The organism is Syntrophales bacterium, from assembly GCA_023229765.1.
GTDB lineage: Bacteria > Desulfobacterota > Syntrophia > Syntrophales > UBA5619 > DYTH01.
In genome coordinates this window covers 1-15,147 of the sequence record JALNYO010000039.1, presented here as the reverse complement: position 1 = coordinate 15,147, position 15,147 = coordinate 1, and the positions used below count along the sequence as shown (strand labels likewise).

The 15,147-nt window shown below is 52.8% G+C and carries 19 protein-coding genes and 1 riboswitch; of the genes, 7 read left to right on the top strand and 12 right to left on the bottom strand.

What is annotated here, in order from left to right; all coding sequences use genetic code 11:
- The first annotated feature begins 2 nt into the window (after positions 1-2).
- A complete protein-coding gene (locus M0P74_15195; protein ID MCK9364932.1) occupies positions 3-857 on the top strand; it encodes a dihydropteroate synthase in 855 nt (284 codons plus the stop codon).
- A gap of 164 nt (positions 858-1,021) precedes the next feature.
- Here M0P74_15195 and M0P74_15190 read toward each other — a convergent pair whose 3' ends face one another.
- Positions 1,022-2,230, bottom strand: a complete 1,209-nt coding sequence (locus M0P74_15190; protein MCK9364931.1) for an MFS transporter — start codon at positions 2,228-2,230, stop codon at positions 1,022-1,024.
- A 338-nt stretch (positions 2,231-2,568) separates the two neighbouring features.
- On the opposite strand from M0P74_15190, the gene M0P74_15185 reads away from it, so the two are divergent.
- Genes M0P74_15185 through M0P74_15170 form a run of 4 tightly spaced genes read left to right on the top strand, consistent with a single transcriptional unit; the run spans position 2,569 to position 4,631 of the window.
- Complete coding sequence (locus M0P74_15185) at positions 2,569-3,498, top strand: M48 family metalloprotease (GenBank protein ID MCK9364930.1); 930 nt, start codon at positions 2,569-2,571, stop codon at positions 3,496-3,498.
- On the top strand, positions 3,485-3,859 hold the full coding sequence (locus M0P74_15180) for a hypothetical protein (GenBank protein ID MCK9364929.1): 375 nt from the start codon (positions 3,485-3,487) through the stop codon (positions 3,857-3,859). Before M0P74_15185 ends, M0P74_15180 begins: the two co-directional genes overlap by 14 nt.
- The gene (locus M0P74_15175) at positions 3,856-4,089 is read left to right on the top strand and encodes a hypothetical protein (protein ID MCK9364928.1); all 234 of its coding nucleotides are present in this window, start codon (positions 3,856-3,858) and stop codon (positions 4,087-4,089) included. The genes M0P74_15180 and M0P74_15175 overlap by 4 nt, the downstream gene beginning before the upstream one ends.
- Entirely contained in the window at positions 4,089-4,631 is a 543-nt protein-coding gene (locus tag M0P74_15170) for a hypothetical protein (GenBank protein ID MCK9364927.1), read from the top strand. Before M0P74_15175 ends, M0P74_15170 begins: the two co-directional genes overlap by 1 nt.
- A gap of 4 nt (positions 4,632-4,635) precedes the next feature.
- Here M0P74_15170 and cobO read toward each other — a convergent pair whose 3' ends face one another.
- The 5 genes from cobO to M0P74_15145 all read right to left on the bottom strand — a co-directional run bounded on the left by cobO (position 4,636) and on the right by M0P74_15145 (position 8,283).
- Positions 4,636-5,166 (bottom strand): cob(I)yrinic acid a,c-diamide adenosyltransferase, encoded by a 531-nt coding sequence (gene cobO / locus M0P74_15165; protein ID MCK9364926.1) that lies wholly within the window; start codon positions 5,164-5,166, stop codon positions 4,636-4,638.
- 157 nt (positions 5,167-5,323) lie between these two features.
- Positions 5,324-6,067 (bottom strand): adenosylcobinamide-GDP ribazoletransferase, encoded by a 744-nt coding sequence (cobS, locus tag M0P74_15160; GenBank protein ID MCK9364925.1) that lies wholly within the window; start codon positions 6,065-6,067, stop codon positions 5,324-5,326.
- A complete protein-coding gene (gene cobT / locus M0P74_15155; protein ID MCK9364924.1) occupies positions 6,064-7,125 on the bottom strand; it encodes a nicotinate-nucleotide--dimethylbenzimidazole phosphoribosyltransferase in 1,062 nt (353 codons plus the stop codon). Before cobT ends, cobS begins: the two co-directional genes overlap by 4 nt.
- Entirely contained in the window at positions 7,122-7,667 is a 546-nt protein-coding gene (gene cobU / locus M0P74_15150) for a bifunctional adenosylcobinamide kinase/adenosylcobinamide-phosphate guanylyltransferase (protein MCK9364923.1), read from the bottom strand. Before cobU ends, cobT begins: the two co-directional genes overlap by 4 nt.
- Positions 7,660-8,283 (bottom strand): histidine phosphatase family protein, encoded by a 624-nt coding sequence (locus M0P74_15145; protein ID MCK9364922.1) that lies wholly within the window; start codon positions 8,281-8,283, stop codon positions 7,660-7,662. Before M0P74_15145 ends, cobU begins: the two co-directional genes overlap by 8 nt.
- A 189-nt stretch (positions 8,284-8,472) precedes the next feature.
- A riboswitch (cobalamin riboswitch) is annotated at positions 8,473-8,662 on the bottom strand.
- Positions 8,663-8,799: 137 nt separating this feature from the next.
- Here M0P74_15145 and M0P74_15140 point away from each other — a divergent pair.
- Entirely contained in the window at positions 8,800-9,288 is a 489-nt protein-coding gene (locus tag M0P74_15140; GenBank protein MCK9364921.1) for a YaiI/YqxD family protein, read from the top strand.
- A 95-nt stretch (positions 9,289-9,383) separates the two neighbouring features.
- Here the strand turns inward: M0P74_15140 and M0P74_15135 are convergent, their stop codons facing one another.
- Positions 9,384-9,584, bottom strand: a complete 201-nt coding sequence (locus tag M0P74_15135) for a cold-shock protein (GenBank protein MCK9364920.1) — start codon at positions 9,582-9,584, stop codon at positions 9,384-9,386.
- A 302-nt stretch (positions 9,585-9,886) separates the two neighbouring features.
- On the opposite strand from M0P74_15135, the gene M0P74_15130 reads away from it, so the two are divergent.
- Positions 9,887-11,800: an ATP-binding cassette domain-containing protein gene (locus tag M0P74_15130; protein ID MCK9364919.1), complete on the top strand. Its 1,914-nt coding sequence runs from the start codon at positions 9,887-9,889 to the stop codon at positions 11,798-11,800.
- Positions 11,801-11,999: 199 nt separating this feature from the next.
- Here the strand turns inward: M0P74_15130 and M0P74_15125 are convergent, their stop codons facing one another.
- The 5 genes from M0P74_15125 to M0P74_15105 form a co-directional block, all read right to left on the bottom strand.
- A complete protein-coding gene (locus M0P74_15125; protein ID MCK9364918.1) occupies positions 12,000-12,302 on the bottom strand; it encodes a hypothetical protein in 303 nt (100 codons plus the stop codon).
- A gap of 307 nt (positions 12,303-12,609) precedes the next feature.
- Positions 12,610-12,831 (bottom strand): type II toxin-antitoxin system HicA family toxin, encoded by a 222-nt coding sequence (locus tag M0P74_15120; GenBank protein ID MCK9364917.1) that lies wholly within the window; start codon positions 12,829-12,831, stop codon positions 12,610-12,612.
- Positions 12,824-13,045: a type II toxin-antitoxin system HicB family antitoxin gene (locus M0P74_15115; GenBank protein ID MCK9364916.1), complete on the bottom strand. Its 222-nt coding sequence runs from the start codon at positions 13,043-13,045 to the stop codon at positions 12,824-12,826. The genes M0P74_15120 and M0P74_15115 overlap by 8 nt, the downstream gene beginning before the upstream one ends.
- A gap of 524 nt (positions 13,046-13,569) precedes the next feature.
- Positions 13,570-14,043, bottom strand: coding sequence for a hypothetical protein (locus M0P74_15110; GenBank protein MCK9364915.1), 474 nt, complete (start codon positions 14,041-14,043; stop codon positions 13,570-13,572).
- Between the two features lie 253 nt (positions 14,044-14,296).
- The gene (locus tag M0P74_15105; protein MCK9364914.1) at positions 14,297-14,734 is read right to left on the bottom strand and encodes a PilZ domain-containing protein; all 438 of its coding nucleotides are present in this window, start codon (positions 14,732-14,734) and stop codon (positions 14,297-14,299) included.
- Between the last annotated feature and the right edge of the window lie 413 nt (positions 14,735-15,147).

Below are 15,147 nucleotides of genomic sequence, written 5' to 3'. Positions count from 1 at the left end.
CAATGAAGACGATAGTAGCAAGTCCTGCAAGAGAGGTTTTGATTGGCGATGATAAGCCCACGGTGATTATCGGCGAGCGCATTAACCCCACCGGAAAAAAGAAATTCCAGGAGGAATTGAAGGTCGGCAATCTGGAGACAGTGCGCAAGGAAGCATTGACGCAAATGCAGGCAGGCGCCGATATTCTTGATGTCAACGTGGGGGTTTTCGGTATAAACGAGGTAGAGCTGCTTCCTCGGGTGGTGCAGGAAATAGCCGCCCTGGTGGATACGCCGCTTTGCATCGACAGCGCCAATCATGAAGCGCTGGAAGCCGCCCTGAGGGTTTACAAAGGCAAGCCTCTTGTAAACTCGGTTTCCGGGGAAGAGCGCTCCCTAAGCAGGGTGCTCCCCCTGATAAAACAATACGGCGCGGCGGTGATCGGGCTTGTGCAGGATGATGAGGGCATCCCGCAAAACACCGAAAGGCGTGTTTCCATTGCCCACAAAATAGTCGAACGTGCTGAAAAGATGGGTATCCCGCGCGAGGATATCCTGATTGACGTCGAGACGTTTTCTGTGGGCGCCGACGCAACTGCTGGCCCCAAAATAATCGAGGCGATCCGCAGGATCAAAATGGAATTAGGGGTAAATGTGACCCTGGCTGTCAGTAATGTTTCTTTTGGGCTTCCGGAGCGGACTCTGCTTAATAATGCCTTTGTGGCAATGGCTATAGCCGCCGGCGCGACCTGCTTTATAGCCGATATCGTAAAAATACAGCCCGCCGTTCTGGCAGCCGATTTAATTTTCAGTCGGGATAAGCGCTCCAGGCGCTATATTGAAGCACACCGTTTAAGATTGCAAAAAACGGAGGTGTGATTTTTACTCTGACAGGCATTATCGCCATTATTGAGGTCGGTTGCACTTTCCATGCGGCGTGAGCGGCCTCAATAGCTTAAAGAAGTGATGTTTGCCTGCGAGGAGTGAGCCGGCAGCGGTAAACAGCTCTTTTGACAATAGTTGAAAGATTTTTCGCAGGCAGTTCACTTGATGCCATATTTACTCTCCAGCCGGCCGATTGCCAGCGCAGAGGAAAGACCGATCAACCCGGCTGCAACAAATATCAAGGGCGCCCCCTGCCATCCTCCGAACAGACTCACCACGGCTGCCAGGGCCGGCGCCATGAGCAATGTGCCGATGTTGGATCCCTGGATGATCAGACCGTTAGTTGCGCCGATGTATTCCTTCCCGGGAGAATGGAAGGGGACAGCCGCCATCAGGGTCCCCGGAATCAGACCTCCGATAAAGCTGAAAACGAGGCACAGCAGGAGGCGAACTGCAAGAGGCGTTTGTGGGGTATAGATGCCGATCGTGACCAGGCTGATGACAATGAACACCACCGAGAGGACGAGCCAGCGAGGGGCATTTTTTTGGGAGAGTAGTCCTGCCAGGATGTTCCCGGGGATATTGACCAGTACTGTCAATGCCGTCCAGAGAGCTGCGCTTCCCTTCCCCATGCCAATTTCTTCGATAAAAAAGGTGGGGAGAAAATTCATCAGGGCCATCCATTGCCCTGCATAACAGAGAAAACATGTTGCAAGCAGCATCGGCCCCGGTGTCCTAAAAATGGTTTTCACATTTCGCGAAACCTGAATAGAGCTTTTTGCCGTTTTTCTTCCTTCCTGCGGGAGGTGGGCAGTTGCGGCGGCAAATACCGCCAGACAAATCAGGCAGATGAATCCGTTGAGAATCCACAGGCCGCGCCAGCCGATCCCATCCACTACAAACGGCGAGATAAAGAGCATGATGGTGATGCCGGAAGGCATATAGGCCCCCCAGAACCCCAGGATAAGACGAAGGTCCCTGATGTTGGCGATGCGGGTGATCAGGGACGGAATGGACAGAACGGTAAAAAAGAACCCCACGCCCTCTACGAATCTTGAGCTGAAAAAGAGGACGACACTGGAAGTAAGCCCACCCGTCAGAGAGCCCAGCGTCATCAGGGACAGGCCTGTAATGATCAATTGACGATAGCCGATCCGGTCGGCGAAGCCCCCCATAAATACGCCGGCTAAGGCGCCGATCACGTTAAAGACAGAAATTACCCAGCTTGCCCAAAACAGGGTCAATCCCAGGTCCCGCCTCAGCATGGATAGCGCAACAGGAACCTTGCCTACCTGAAAGGAACACACAACGCCCGTGCCGATTAACAGCAAGACAATGGTCCAAGGGGTCGTTTTTTCACTGTTCATGAGATCATCGCGAGAAATTCACCCTCTTTAGTAGGGCGTATTTTTTATTCAGCCACTCTCAAATTCTTTCCGGGGCCCTGTAGCATATTTTTATGCTCTATGACAAATTCATATAGCGCTATCAAACCGTATTTTCGTAAAGATGGCCAAGGATGTCATATAAACATGATAATTGAAACATAATCATATTGCTGATAATAATGAACGACAAAATATCGCGTTTAGTTTTTTTGAGCCGCATTCAAAGGCAAACAAGGCGCATGGTAAAAATGGGCTTTTTATTCGTCAGGAAAGAAGGTCGTTTTGAAGCGGCTAAATATGAAACAGGGGAGAAGCTTATGAAAAAAATGATTATCACGGCAATGGTTTTATCTCTTATTAGCTCATGCGCGCCGACAACGAGTTCGCGCTATCGGGAGGGAGACAACCGGGAGCAGCAGACGGCGTTGACGGTCGCGGATGAAAAACGGCTGGCCGAAGAGGCGCTTCCGGAACTTTTAAAAGACTATCCGGCGGCGAAAAGTACAGAGCTGCAGAACTATGTAACCGCAATCGGCAGGAAGATAGTTTTGGCCAATGATCTGGAAGGAAAACCCTATCACTACGAATTTACCGTTGTTGATTCCAAAAAACCCAACGCGTTTGCGATGCCCGCGGGAAAGGTATTCGTGACCGCTTCTCTGATTGCGATTGCGGCGAACGAAGCGGAACTTGCTGGGGTCATCGGGCATGAGATCGGTCATGTAGTGGCCCGACACGCCGCTGAACGTATGTACGTTATGGAAAAGGAACAGGGTAAGACATGGCTCTACGGGGCCGGGGGCGGAATCATAGGCGGCATTATCGGATATGGGCTGGGGAGTGTGATCTGTGCGGAAGATGATAAGGCCTGCTACGTAAAAACGTCGGTGATAGGCGCCGCCGCGGGGGCGGGCGGTGGGTTGCTCGTCCAGAAATACCGTTTTCTGGTGAACTCCCGTGAGGACGAGATGGAAGCGGATCGCATCGGCTTCCGGCTTGCCGTCAATTCCGGCTACGATAAGAACAAGGTGGGCGATTTTTATAAAAAGCTGCTGCAGATCGAAAAGAAGGGTGGAGGGCAGAACGATTCCCTCACCAAAAAACTTTCCGATGCGCTGAGCACCCACCCGCCCAGCGAAGAAAGAGTGCGGCAGATGGAGCGACTTGCGGCGGCAAGACCGGCTGTGAAAAATGCAATCGTCGATTCTCCCCAGTTTAGAAAGGCAAAAGAAATTGCCGCTGAATAAAGCGGCGCGGGATTTCGAGAGAAATGCTCATCAGCCGGGAACTGCCTTGTGGCAGGTAAACTTGCTGACGATAGGAAGGGCGATCATTGATGACATGCACTATGTGTCACAAACAAAATATGGGTCAGTGAAATTGCTGGCCAGCGTTCACAGGATTAAGTGGGCAGTGATCTTTGGGGTCAGTGTTATGGTTGACGCCAAGGGATACGCTGCTTACGAAAAAATCTCGAACATCAACCTGGAGGCTGGCCATCGCTATACACTCCGGGCGGACAGGATGACCGGCCAGGGGTACAAGGTCTTTTTCTGGATCGAAGACATGACCGCCGGAAAAATCGTATCTGGGGAAAAGAAGCCATGAAATCAATGCATACCCGGGGCGCAGAAGTTAAAAGGGAAACCCTGTTTCGATTTTCGCTTCACGGGAAGATCGAACGGAACAGGGTGCGGAAGAAGGCATATCCTCAAGGCTTGATGTTGCTTCTGCTGGCATTGTTCCCCGGATGCGTGCATGTGCCCATGTCCTCCGAGACCGCGATCCATGATCCGCTTGCGACCATCGAACCCGTGGAACAGGGCGAGGGGTTATAGTGGTTTACGGGAAGAATGCGCCACCCCCCAAGCAGTCCATAGCCGGTTCCTATTTTACGGCCAATTGCGCAGCAACCTCCCAGATGGATACCATTGGCGAACTGATCAAAACGATATTGAGGGTGAATCCCCAGCCGGGAAGGTTTGCGGTCAGACATTTGAAGGATCTGCAGAAAGACAAGGATTTGGATTGCCCGACCGGAAACGGAGATTCTATTTTATGCCGGCTGAAGCTATCGAAGGCTCAGGTCGCGGCGGAGCGATTGCGATATGTTATTTACGTGCAGGAGAAATTTGACGCCAATATTCATGTACCGCTGTACGCAGCTCCCTTCGGAATTGCCTCCTGCAGCAACAAGACGGTTTTGGATGTCACGGTATGGGAGCTGTCCACCGAAAAGCGTCTCGGCTCTTTTTCAGTTTCAGCAGAAGGTGAATATACCGTGCTTGCCTACATGTTCCATATCGTAGTTTTTCGGGATACGCAAAAAGACGCGACCGAGAGGCTTGCGCGAGAGATAATTCTTTTATTACATCCCTAAGCCATCAGAATTCCACCCCTCGCTGAGCCTTGATGCCGCTTTCGTATCCGTGCTTGATTGCCTTTATCTCCGAAACCGTGTCGGCGATCTCAATCAGCCCCGGCGACGCCCCGCGGCCGGTCAGCACGATGGTTGTGCCGGGGGCCGCCAGGCGAAGGGTGGCGAGGACAGCCTCTTCGTCAAGGAGATGCAAAGAGACCGCCACACAAACCTCGTCAAGGATCACCAAACCGAAACGGCCGGTCTGGAGATATGCTGCGGCCTGCTGGAGGCCCTGTTTTGCCGCCCGGCAGTGGTCGGCGAAGCGTGGGTCATCCGGTCGGGGGACAAATCCGGCCCCGATCGTGATGATTTCGACATTCTCCATTTTTTTCAGAGCCGCGTATTCGCCTGTTTCTGTGTTCGTTTTTACGAACTGGATAACGGCGACCGCAATGCCGTGTCCGTGCGCCCGGAGCGCCATTCCCAAAGCGGAGGTCGTCTTTCCCTTCCCCTCGCCGGTGAAAATCAGGATCCTGTTTTTATCGCCCATCATGCATCTCCTTTTCTCTCATAAGCCAATGATTTTATATATCTCTTCCATTTTTACCGATTGCCGAATTACCTTGGAGAGGCGGTTTCCAGGACGTTCTTGCCGACGTTGGGTGAGGTTTCCTGAAACAGGTTTGCCGGTGTGCGCCTTTTTACCGTCGTCATAAGCTCCCCATCCAGGCAAGGGCGACCAGGGGCGGGATCAGTTCGGTCAGTTCACAGGCCGCGCCGAGCGTGTCCCCAGTATAACCGCCGAGTTTCCTGCGGAGATAGATGGTAAACAAAAGCACGAACAAAAAGGATGATGCAGCGGCTATGACTCCGGCCAGTCCTCCCGCGAGGCCGCCGGTTGCCAGCAGAAAGATCAGCGCCCAGAAAAGAAAAAGAGCCGGGCGGTTTAACCGAAAAACACCGACGAGACCCTCCGGGCGCGCATAAGGAAGAACCGCCATTACGATCAGCAGGGCGCAGCGGCCGGCGACCGGCATCAGGAGCAGTGCCCAGAAACGGGCCGGGGAGGGGAGGGAGGCGATGGCGGCGATCTTCAGCGAAACAACGCAGACAATCGCGACTGCTCCCATCGGTCCGGTTCGGCTGTCCCGCATGATTTCGAGCATCCGTTCGCGCGGGCGGGAGCTGAGCAGGCCGTCTGCCGTATCGGCGAGGCCGTCCGTATGGAGCGCCCCGGAAAACGCGATCAGCAGAATTGTCGCAAGCACGCTTCTGACCGGGACCGGGAAGATAAAGCCCAATCCCCAGTCAATCGTCGACACCAGGAAGCCCACCAGCAGCCCAATCAGCGGGAAAAACGGAGGTGCTTTTTGCAGGGCTTCTTTGTCGGGCGCAAGGCCGCGGGGCAGCGAAAAGATCGTCAAAAATTGCAGTGCCGCGAAAAATCCTCTCATTGCGCCTTTGAGACCATCGCTTCCTCAAACGTCGCCACTTCCGTCAGTACCCGGACGGCGGCCTCGATAAAGTTCATCGCCAGCGCCGCCCCCGTTCCCTCGCCGAGTCGCAAATCGAGGTCGAGAAGCGGCTGCTTTTCGAGCAGTTCCAGGGCAACGCGGTGCCCCTGTTCAACGCTGCGGTGGGCGGCGATCATGTACTGCCGCGCCGTCGGACAGAGGGCGCTTGCGATCAGTGCGCCGGCCGTCGAGATGAAACCATCGATAACCACAGGTTTTTTCAGCCGGGCGGCGCCCAGAATCAGCCCCGCTATCCCCCCGATTTCAAAGCCGCCAACCTTTGCCAGAACATCAATGCCGTCATGGGGATCGGGTTTGTTCAGCCGCAGGGCCCGTTCAATTACGCCGACCTTGTGGGTGAACTGTTCATCTTCGATTCCGGTTCCGCGGCCCGTGACCTCTCCGACCGGACGGCCGCTGAAGACGGCGACAATCGCGCTGCTGGGGGTGGTGTTGCCGATGCCCATCTCGCCGGTGCCGAAAATATCGACGGCATCTGCCGCGTTGAGCGCAAGATCGATCCCATTTTCGAGGGCGCAAACGGCCTCCTTGCGGCTCATCGCCGGGCCGACGGCCATATTTTTTGTGCCGGGGCCGACCCGGCGCGACAGTATCTTGCCGGAGGCGGCAAGATCGCTTAAATCGGTGGCGACCCCCATATCCACGACGATGACCGACGCCCCGGCCTGGCGGGCGAGGGCATTGATCCCCGCCCCGCCGGCGGCGAAGTTTGCGACCATCTGCGGGGTTACCTCCTGCGGATACTTGCTGACCCCTTCGGCGACGACCCCGTGATCCCCGGCCATCGTGAAAATTGTCTTGCGGGCGACCGCCGGATGCAGCGAGCGGGTTATTCCGGCGAGTTCCTCCGCCAAGTCCAGCAGCCGTCCGAGCGCCCAGTAGGGCATCGTCAGGTTTTCCAGACGCTGATGGGCCAGCGCCCGAACGGCCATGTCCTGCGGTCCAATTTTTGCGATTGTCTCCTGCAACAGCATCATGGTTGCTCCTTTACGGGAAGGGGGATGCCGCAGACAAGCAGTATGACCTTGTCTGCGGCCCTCGCTATTTCCTGATTGCAGCGCCCGGCAATGTCCCGGTAACGCCGCGCTGTTTCGTTGTCGGGGACGATCCCCATGCCGACCTCGTTGGCGACCAGAAAAACTGTGCCCGCGCTTTCCCGGCAGGCGGCGACAAGCTCCCGGCAGTATTCGACAATAATCTCTTCCGTCACCACTGCGCCCACTTTTTCCTCTTTGTACATGAGGTTGTTTATCCAGAGGGTAAGGCAGTCCACAAGAACCGTCCTTCCTTCGCCACTCCGGCGGATGACCCCCGCCAGATTGACGGTTTCTTCAATGGTTTTCCAGCCTCTCCCCTCTCTTGCCTCGCGGTGCTTCCGGATTCTTTCCTCCATTTCGGGATCGATTATCGGACAGGTCGCGATAAAGAGGCGTGCTCCCGGGATCTCCTCTGCTTTTTTCTGCGCGTAAGAGCTCTTGCCACTTCGACTTCCGCCGGTAACGAGAATTATCTCAGCCATAATTCAGCAGTGAACCTTTCAGATGATGCTGGTCGTTCAGGCGTGTAAGAACGCCTTTTTCTTCGTGAATCATGATTTCCGAGAGCGATGCCGGTGATATCTCAAAAGAGAGGTGATGCCTGCTCGGGAGTCCCAGAAAATGACAGATGAGAAAGCGGATGACGCCCCCGTGGGTGAAAACTACCGTTGTTTCGGCAGGGTTGCTGACGATAAAGTTTACCGCTGTTGCAATCCTTTTTCGGAAACTTGCCGTATTCTCACCTTCCGGAAAGGGGAAATCCTCTCCCTGCGCCGCCCATTTTACCACCTCAGCCGGATAGGCCGCCGTTATCTCCGCAAAGCTCAACCCCTCCCAGAGTCCGAAGTCTATCTCCCGGAGGTTTTCGTCTATCTCCAGGGGTTTGCTCAAGCCAATGGCGAACTCTGCCGTCTGGCGGGCGCGGCGCAGGGGACTGGTTAAAAAAGAGACGTCCCTGAAGGCGGATAGCGGAGCGGCGAGGGCCGCCGCCTGTTTTTGCCCCTTTGCGGACAGATTCGCATCCGTCTTCCCGATATACCGCCCCTTGTAGTGGGCTTCGGATTCGCCATGGCGAATCATCAGCAACCGATTAGACATAAATTCCGCGTCCTCTGCTTTATCTGAAATGCATCTTCCAATATCCATCCCCCAGCGGGGGAGGGGTAGGGTGGGGGATTTTTTCAGGTTTTGTGAAAGCAAAAATCCCCGCGCCTTCCGACGCGGGGATGCCGTATTTCATCCTCAACTCGTTTTCCCATCAGTGGGCCCCTGTCCTCGTGGGCCGACCGAACATGATACCCTGCTGGTTGGTATTCTGGCTTCCGGATCATCCTGGGGCCGCGTCTTCCCATTCTTTTTTAAAACAGTGACACCAGGCGGCCTTTGTCCCCGGTTACAGCGGCGGGACCGCGATGGATTTGCACCATCTTCCCAATTTCCCGGCAGAGACGGGAAAGTCAATAGTACAGCCGGTTTTTGCTGTCAAGGGAAATATGGCCGCTTATCCGCAATGGGTGTTGAAATATTGGCAAGGCCGGGTTATAGAGGAAAGGCAATTCTGGAGTTGTCTGATCTGAATAAATGGTTTCAGCGGAGCGTGGCAAAAGGAGTGAGATGCGGATATTTGTTGATGCGGATGCCTTCCCGAACGTAATTCAGGATGTGCTGATCAGGGCTTCGGCGCGCCTGAACGTGCCATTGTGCTTTGTCGCCAATAAGCCCCTGCGGGGTGGCAGGAGCGCAAAGATCACCTTCATCCAGGTTCCCGCCGGTTCTGATGTCGCCGATGACCATATTGTCGGGCTTGCGCAAGCGGGCGACCTGGTGATTACAGCCGATATCCCGCTTGCCGATCGGGTGATTGCCAAAGGGGCCTTTGCGCTTGATCCTCGGGGGAAGCTTTATACGCAGGATAATGTCAAGGATAGTCTGGCCATGCGCGATTTATGCAAAGAATTAAGGGATTTGGGGATGATTGGGGGCGGGCCGGCAACATTCGGCAAGTTGGAGCGCCAGGCGTTTGCCAATCAGCTCGATCGCCTCCTGACCAAGCAGTTGAAGGCGGAGCTTCATGTTCATGATATCGAAAAAGCAGGGCTGTAAACGAAGTGTGTGCCGAAAAACAAAGGGCTTCTTGATAATAAAAAGCCCCTCAAAAATTTGAAGGGCTTTTTACTGAAAAAAATTAAATCCCGATCTTACAGTTTACGTACATCCGCTGCAGCGGGGCCTTTGGGACCGGCAACAACATCGAAGCTCACCCGATCGCCCTCAGACAATGATTTAAAACCCTCTGCCACAATGGCGGAATGATGTACGAAAACATCCGTGCCGTTGTCCTGTTCGATAAAACCGAATCCCTTTGAATCATTGAACCACTTTACTTTTCCTTCAGACATCTCTACTACTCCTTTTTTTGGGGTTCCTACTGGGAACCATGCAATTATGCCGACTCATTCGGCCTGCCGCCCGTTTTGCGCACAAAAAAACCGCCCTTGCCAAATTATCTGGTCAGTGCGGCTAACTTTTTCGTACTTTGCTTAAAACAAAAACGTGCTGCACATCAAGTGAAAAGAATGATAAAGGAAGTCGCAGGAAAATGCAAGCTCTTTTTTATAATGATTTTAAAAGCTCAATGCGGTACCCTGGTATTGGGCTTGCGGGAGGATGAGGGCGCCGGCATCTTTGCCTGGGGAGGAATATGGGATTAATCTGGATCAACGAGGTTTCGGTCAGCTTTGGCGGGCCGCTGCTGCTTGATGGCGCCACGCTGCAGATAGAGGCGGGTGAAAAAATCGGCCTTTTGGGAAGGAACGGTTCAGGCAAGTCAACCCTTATGAAATTGCTGATGGGCGATGTTTCCCCGGATTCCGGCGCGATTATCCGCAAGGGGGAGGCTCGGATCGCCATGCTTCCCCAGGACGTGCCCGACGACCTGCCGGGGACTGTTTATGATGTCGTGGCTTCCGGTGGCCGGGAACATCTGGAACTGCTCCGGGAATACCACGAACTGACCGTTCTTTTATCAAACGGCGGCGAGGAGAATCTGCTGAAAAAGCTGGAATTGTTGCAGCGGCGGCTGGAGGCCTCCGGCGCCTGGCGATATCATCAGCAAGTGGAGGCGGTGCTCTCCCGGACTGAGCTGGATGAGAATGCCGAGTTCGGGCTGCTTTCGGCAGGCATGAAACGGCGGGTATTGCTGGCCAGGGCCCTGGTGAACGAACCGGATATCCTGCTGCTCGATGAGCCGACAAACCATCTGGACATCGAGGCCGTACTCTGGCTGGAGGATTTCCTGCGGAACTTCGACAGAACGCTGCTGCTCGTGACCCACGATCGGGCATTTCTTCAGCGGGTGGCGACCCGCATTGTGGAGATCGATCGGGGGCGATTGCTCTCTTTTGCCTGCAATTATAGCGAGTATCTTGAACGCCGGCAGGCTCTGCTGGAGGCCCAGCAGAATCAGGCGCAGGAATTTGACAAGAAACTTGCACGGGAGGAGATTTGGATCAGACAGGGAATCAAGGCCCGCCGCACCCGCAACGAGGGCAGGGTGCGCGCGCTGATGCAGTTGCGCCGGGAGCGGGCGCAGCGCCAGGAGCAGACGGGCAATGTCCGGCTTGCAATCCAGGACGCGAACCGCAGCGGCCGGCTGGTGGTGGAGGCGCAGGATATTCATTTTTCCTTCGGCGACAACAAAATCGTGGAGGGGTTCTCGACGACGATCATCCGGGGCGACAAGGTGGGGATTATCGGTCCCAACGGCTCTGGAAAAACCACGCTGCTGAAGATTCTGCTCGGCGAGCTGAACCCGGACGCGGGAAGCGTCCGTCAGGGTGCCGGAGTGCAGGTTGCCTATTTTGATCAGCTCCGCGCCCAGCTCGACGAAAACAAAACATTGAAGGATAATGTCGCCGCCGGCAGCGACATGGTAATTGTGGGCGGCGCCTCCCGGCATATCATCTCGTATCTTCAGGACTTTCTTTTCCCGCCAGACCGGATTATGTCGCCAGTCAGCTCTCTTTCGGGCGGTGAGCGCAATCGGCTGCTGCTGGCAAAACTCTTCCTCCTTCCCTCCAATGTCCTGGTTCTGGATGAACCGACCAACGATCTTGACATGGAAACGCTGGAGCTCCTCGAAGAGCGCCTTCTCGATTACGGCGGAACGATTATTCTGGTCAGTCACGATCGCGCTTTTCTGAACAATGTGGCAACCTCAACAATTGTCTTCGCAGGCAAAGGGCGGCTCCAGGAATATGTGGGTGGCTACGACGACTGGATAAGACAAAAAACTAAGCAGGTAGAGCCACTTGCAACGCTGAAGGATGAGCAAAAACAGAAGAAGGACAGAGCGCCGCGGGAAAAGAAGAAACTCTCCTACAAAGAGAAGCAGGAGCTGGAGGGTTTGCCGGTGAGAATTGAAGCGCTGGAGAAGGACAAGCAACGTCTGCACGAAACCCTGAATTCTCCGGAATTCTATGTCAACCGGGATGCCGAGAAAATAGGCAGGGCAAGCGCAGAATTGAGCGTACTGGAAAAAGAGCTGGAGGGGGCCTATGGGCGCTGGGAGGAACTGGAAAGCCTTGCGGAAAAACTCAGCGGCGAGCAAATTTGAAAAGAGAGGCACTCTCCTGGAGGCCTAAGATTATCGTATATTTAACCCCCATGCCCGGGGCGGGCACAACGAATGATGAAAACGCTGTAGGGGCGGTTCACGAACCGCCCTTATTGGAGGGACGCGCTTTGTCGCGTCCGGGGTGGCCTCTACGTTTAGAAATCGTTTGTGAAGGCGATATCTAATAGACTCTTTGCCTTCAAGGGTTGTCTTTTTTAACGTCTTGCTTTAACCGCTCAAGTTCCTCACGGTACTGTTCGGCCTGAACCTTGATCTGCTCCATCTCATCCCTCGTCTTCTGCAGTTTTTCCTCTTGTTTTTTCCGCTCTTCCCGTGTCTGGTCTTCCAGCGAGTCCAAGCCTATATAAACCGCGAGGATGCCGCCGAGGATCAGCAGGATGGGGATAATGCCCTTCAAGGCGATGATAAAAGCGCTCCACCACAGGGAAAACCCAATAATGCCAAGAACAACCGAAACAATGCCGCTGATGAGCATGGACATCGACTTTACCTCCTGTTTAGCAAGTCTGCCGGGGACTCCGGAACTTCCCTTTTGTAGTTATTGTCTTCTCATTGAAAAATAAAGCTGTGTCTCCAAACGCACTTTAATGGTTAATTTCTTATCATTTAAGGGAGTGCCTGACAAGCTGAAATTGAAAAAATGAGGTCGGTCGTCAATAGTGGACACCATTTTTTTTACGCTGCCATCCTTTTTTCATAGAAGCATCCCTTATAGCCTCTTGCCTGGTTTCGGAGCGGAGGCGTCGAAACGCTGATCCAGAAGTGCCCCCGGCTGCCCGATTGGATGTTTATGATTCAAATTCGCTCTTTGAAACGCCAGATTGGCGGATAATGGATTGCAGTGTTCCAGCTCGCAGTTCAGAATGGTTAGGTACTGGTACGGTAATGGTTGTATTGGGAAGATGTTTCTGCATTACAATATGGCTGCCCCGCTGGCGCACTTCCACGAAACCATGCTGTGAAAGGATATTGCATACTTGCTTTCCAGAAAGGACGCGAAGTTTACCCAACGGCGACCTCCACTTGTGTTATATAGACCTCCTCATGTAATCTTGTTTGAATTTCAGACGGTGAGGCTGTTTCAAAGAAAAGCTCTAGAGCTTCTCGAAGGTTTATACGGGCTTCCTCTATAGTATCGCCTTGACTGGCAATATCGAGTTCCGGACAAAGTGAAACATAACCGTTACCTTCGCGCTCAATAATTGCAGTGAGTTGTTTTTGCATAGCATTTCCCCATAAATTTTAAATTTTATTAATCTGTTATCAAGGATAATGGCCTGCGTTGCACACGGAAACCATGCGTTTTTTGTTGAACCAGCGGTTTTAGAGCATACTACAGATGACACTGAAACTTTTCCAACAGGTCTCCAGCCTTCTTACAGATATGCATCTATCATATCTTCAAGTTTCTCGAAAGCATTGTTATTATGACTTCCTCACCAATAGGGGTAATGATTTAGTAACTCAGCTTAGATGTCATGACAATCCCTCTTTAATTTTATCCCAATCGCGGCGCTGACCCGCGAGCACGGCGGATGGGAGCAGGCTCGCCTGCGGACATCCAACGAGCGCAGCCGGGGCAAGGCACTTGACGAAGTCAGCGCCGCGATTCCGCGTGACGCAGTCGCGCGGAACGTTGAATTCAGCGGCGAGCGAAGCGAGTCCGCTGGAATGATGGGTTATGCATTAAATGTCACTCCTTGTTTCCCCGTTCTGTTATCTGTCAGATGCGAACATCGCTCTATTTATTATCGACTTTTATAGATCGGCTCATAACCAGCATCTTTGAGAATTCGTAAGAGCGTTGATATCTCCTCAGGTTTCTTGACCATGATAAGCGAGTCCTTATTTGTCGACAAAAATAGATTGGTAAACTTGATTGTGATTTTATTTCCACGAGAAGCTTTGATTTCCGAGCCAGCTTCTGCACCTACCTTAGTTACTTGTAAGACATCTAAAACGTTGGCGCCTGCCTCAATAGAGAGTTTACCTTTATCTGCAGCATCAGCTGAAATGTTGAATTCGATCGTAACCTCGGATGGAGTGAGACCAGATTTTGGGTGATCTTTACCAATGTCATACATCCTATTAAGGCCATTAGCGACTTGCTCCATTGCCTCTTCAAATGTAATTTTTTTGGGCTCAGGCACTACCTTTAATGTAGCACACCCAAAAAGTGAAAAAGTGAAAAAGATCGCAGCTAACATTCTGATGATCCGCATACTTCCACCTCCCATTATAGCTATTTCAGAGAGTCCAACTTCTTTAATCCCTTCGGATTCAACGTTGGAAATCAGGCGCGGGGACAATGAGCGAGCCCGTCAAAACACTGCACCTCTTCCCGTCGCCTGAATTGACTGGTTAGTTGAAGATTTTTCTTGATAGTCCTATGTTCCCCCCTCAACCCTCTCGAAGTTTAGTGAGCAATTTTGTGCCATCAAGAATCTCCATTATTCTTTTTTCACTTACCTTTTTTCATCCCTTATTCAATAATTTATGAAAATATCCCTTTTTGTTTTGATGTTTTTCCAGAAACCTTGCAAGCTGATCTTTCCCACCGTCCTTGATCTCTATGAATGCAACCCCCAACCGACAGATGAAGTCGGGGATGTCATGGGCAATGTCATACCATCGAACCTCACCTGTTGCCACCAACGGTGGCTCTTCAGGGGTGATCTCTATAATGAGGTGTAAACGGTTTTCCCGCGCAAAGGGAGATCCTGAAAGCAAGTTGACGCCATCCACCTCGATGGACTTTGTTTCGAGACAGATCCCGCCTTTTGAAATATTTCGGCTTTTGATATGCAGTCGAGGCAGGCCTTTCGCCACCTCCTGAGCAGATACAATCTCGGCCGTAACTTCCACAGGGCATTCAAGGCGCCAGAATTTTCTCTTTTCCAACTCATCAATCATGGCTAACTCCGGGGTAAATTATAACATTCCAAAATTATAGGTTTGCTGATGAAATCCAGTTCCCGTCGATCTCGATAGGTTCGGGGAGTTTTGCCACCTGATATTCCCGTGGCGCTTTTCCCATTCCAGATTCCTCTCTTGCCTAAAGAAAACTCATGTAACTACTCAGCCAAAGCACAGCAACAAAGATAAAGTACATGTTCCAGCTAAACGGCCTGCATCAGCCGACGCCGCCACAAATTAAGCAAGAAATCCGCCGTATTTACCCGGCGTCGGCTGGATGCAATTGTTGGACGAAGCCGCTACGCGGCGGAAAAACATTTAAAATCAGTGTATAACTCCCCGCGGCGTTCAATTCCGAGCGCCATAAACTACGGGAGGAATACCATGAACCAAACAGAAACGAATCGATT

Bases quoted from the DNA above. Each gene is read 5' to 3' on its own strand.
- cobS (MCK9364925.1), bottom strand. From the start codon at position 6,067: ATGAGAGGATTTTTCGCGGCACTGCAATTTTTGACGATCTTTTCGCTG.
- M0P74_15190 (MCK9364931.1), bottom strand. From the start codon at position 2,230: ATGAACAGTGAAAAAACGACCCCTTGGACCATTGTCTTGCTGTTAATC.
- cobO (MCK9364926.1), bottom strand. From the start codon at position 5,166: ATGATGGGCGATAAAAACAGGATCCTGATTTTCACCGGCGAGGGGAAG.
- M0P74_15185 (MCK9364930.1), top strand. From the start codon at position 2,569: ATGAAAAAAATGATTATCACGGCAATGGTTTTATCTCTTATTAGCTCA.
- cobU (MCK9364923.1), bottom strand. From the start codon at position 7,667: ATGGCTGAGATAATTCTCGTTACCGGCGGAAGTCGAAGTGGCAAGAGC.
- cobT (MCK9364924.1), bottom strand. From the start codon at position 7,125: ATGATGCTGTTGCAGGAGACAATCGCAAAAATTGGACCGCAGGACATG.
- M0P74_15105 (MCK9364914.1), bottom strand. From the start codon at position 14,734: ATGATTGATGAGTTGGAAAAGAGAAAATTCTGGCGCCTTGAATGCCCT.
- M0P74_15130 (MCK9364919.1), top strand. From the start codon at position 9,887: ATGGGATTAATCTGGATCAACGAGGTTTCGGTCAGCTTTGGCGGGCCG.
- M0P74_15125 (MCK9364918.1), bottom strand. From the start codon at position 12,302: ATGTCCATGCTCATCAGCGGCATTGTTTCGGTTGTTCTTGGCATTATT.
- M0P74_15115 (MCK9364916.1), bottom strand. From the start codon at position 13,045: ATGCAAAAACAACTCACTGCAATTATTGAGCGCGAAGGTAACGGTTAT.
- M0P74_15140 (MCK9364921.1), top strand. From the start codon at position 8,800: ATGCGGATATTTGTTGATGCGGATGCCTTCCCGAACGTAATTCAGGAT.
- M0P74_15195 (MCK9364932.1), top strand. From the start codon at position 3: ATGAAGACGATAGTAGCAAGTCCTGCAAGAGAGGTTTTGATTGGCGAT.
- M0P74_15110 (MCK9364915.1), bottom strand. From the start codon at position 14,043: ATGCGGATCATCAGAATGTTAGCTGCGATCTTTTTCACTTTTTCACTT.
- M0P74_15135 (MCK9364920.1), bottom strand. From the start codon at position 9,584: ATGTCTGAAGGAAAAGTAAAGTGGTTCAATGATTCAAAGGGATTCGGT.
- M0P74_15145 (MCK9364922.1), bottom strand. From the start codon at position 8,283: ATGTCTAATCGGTTGCTGATGATTCGCCATGGCGAATCCGAAGCCCAC.
- M0P74_15175 (MCK9364928.1), top strand. From the start codon at position 3,856: ATGAAATCAATGCATACCCGGGGCGCAGAAGTTAAAAGGGAAACCCTG.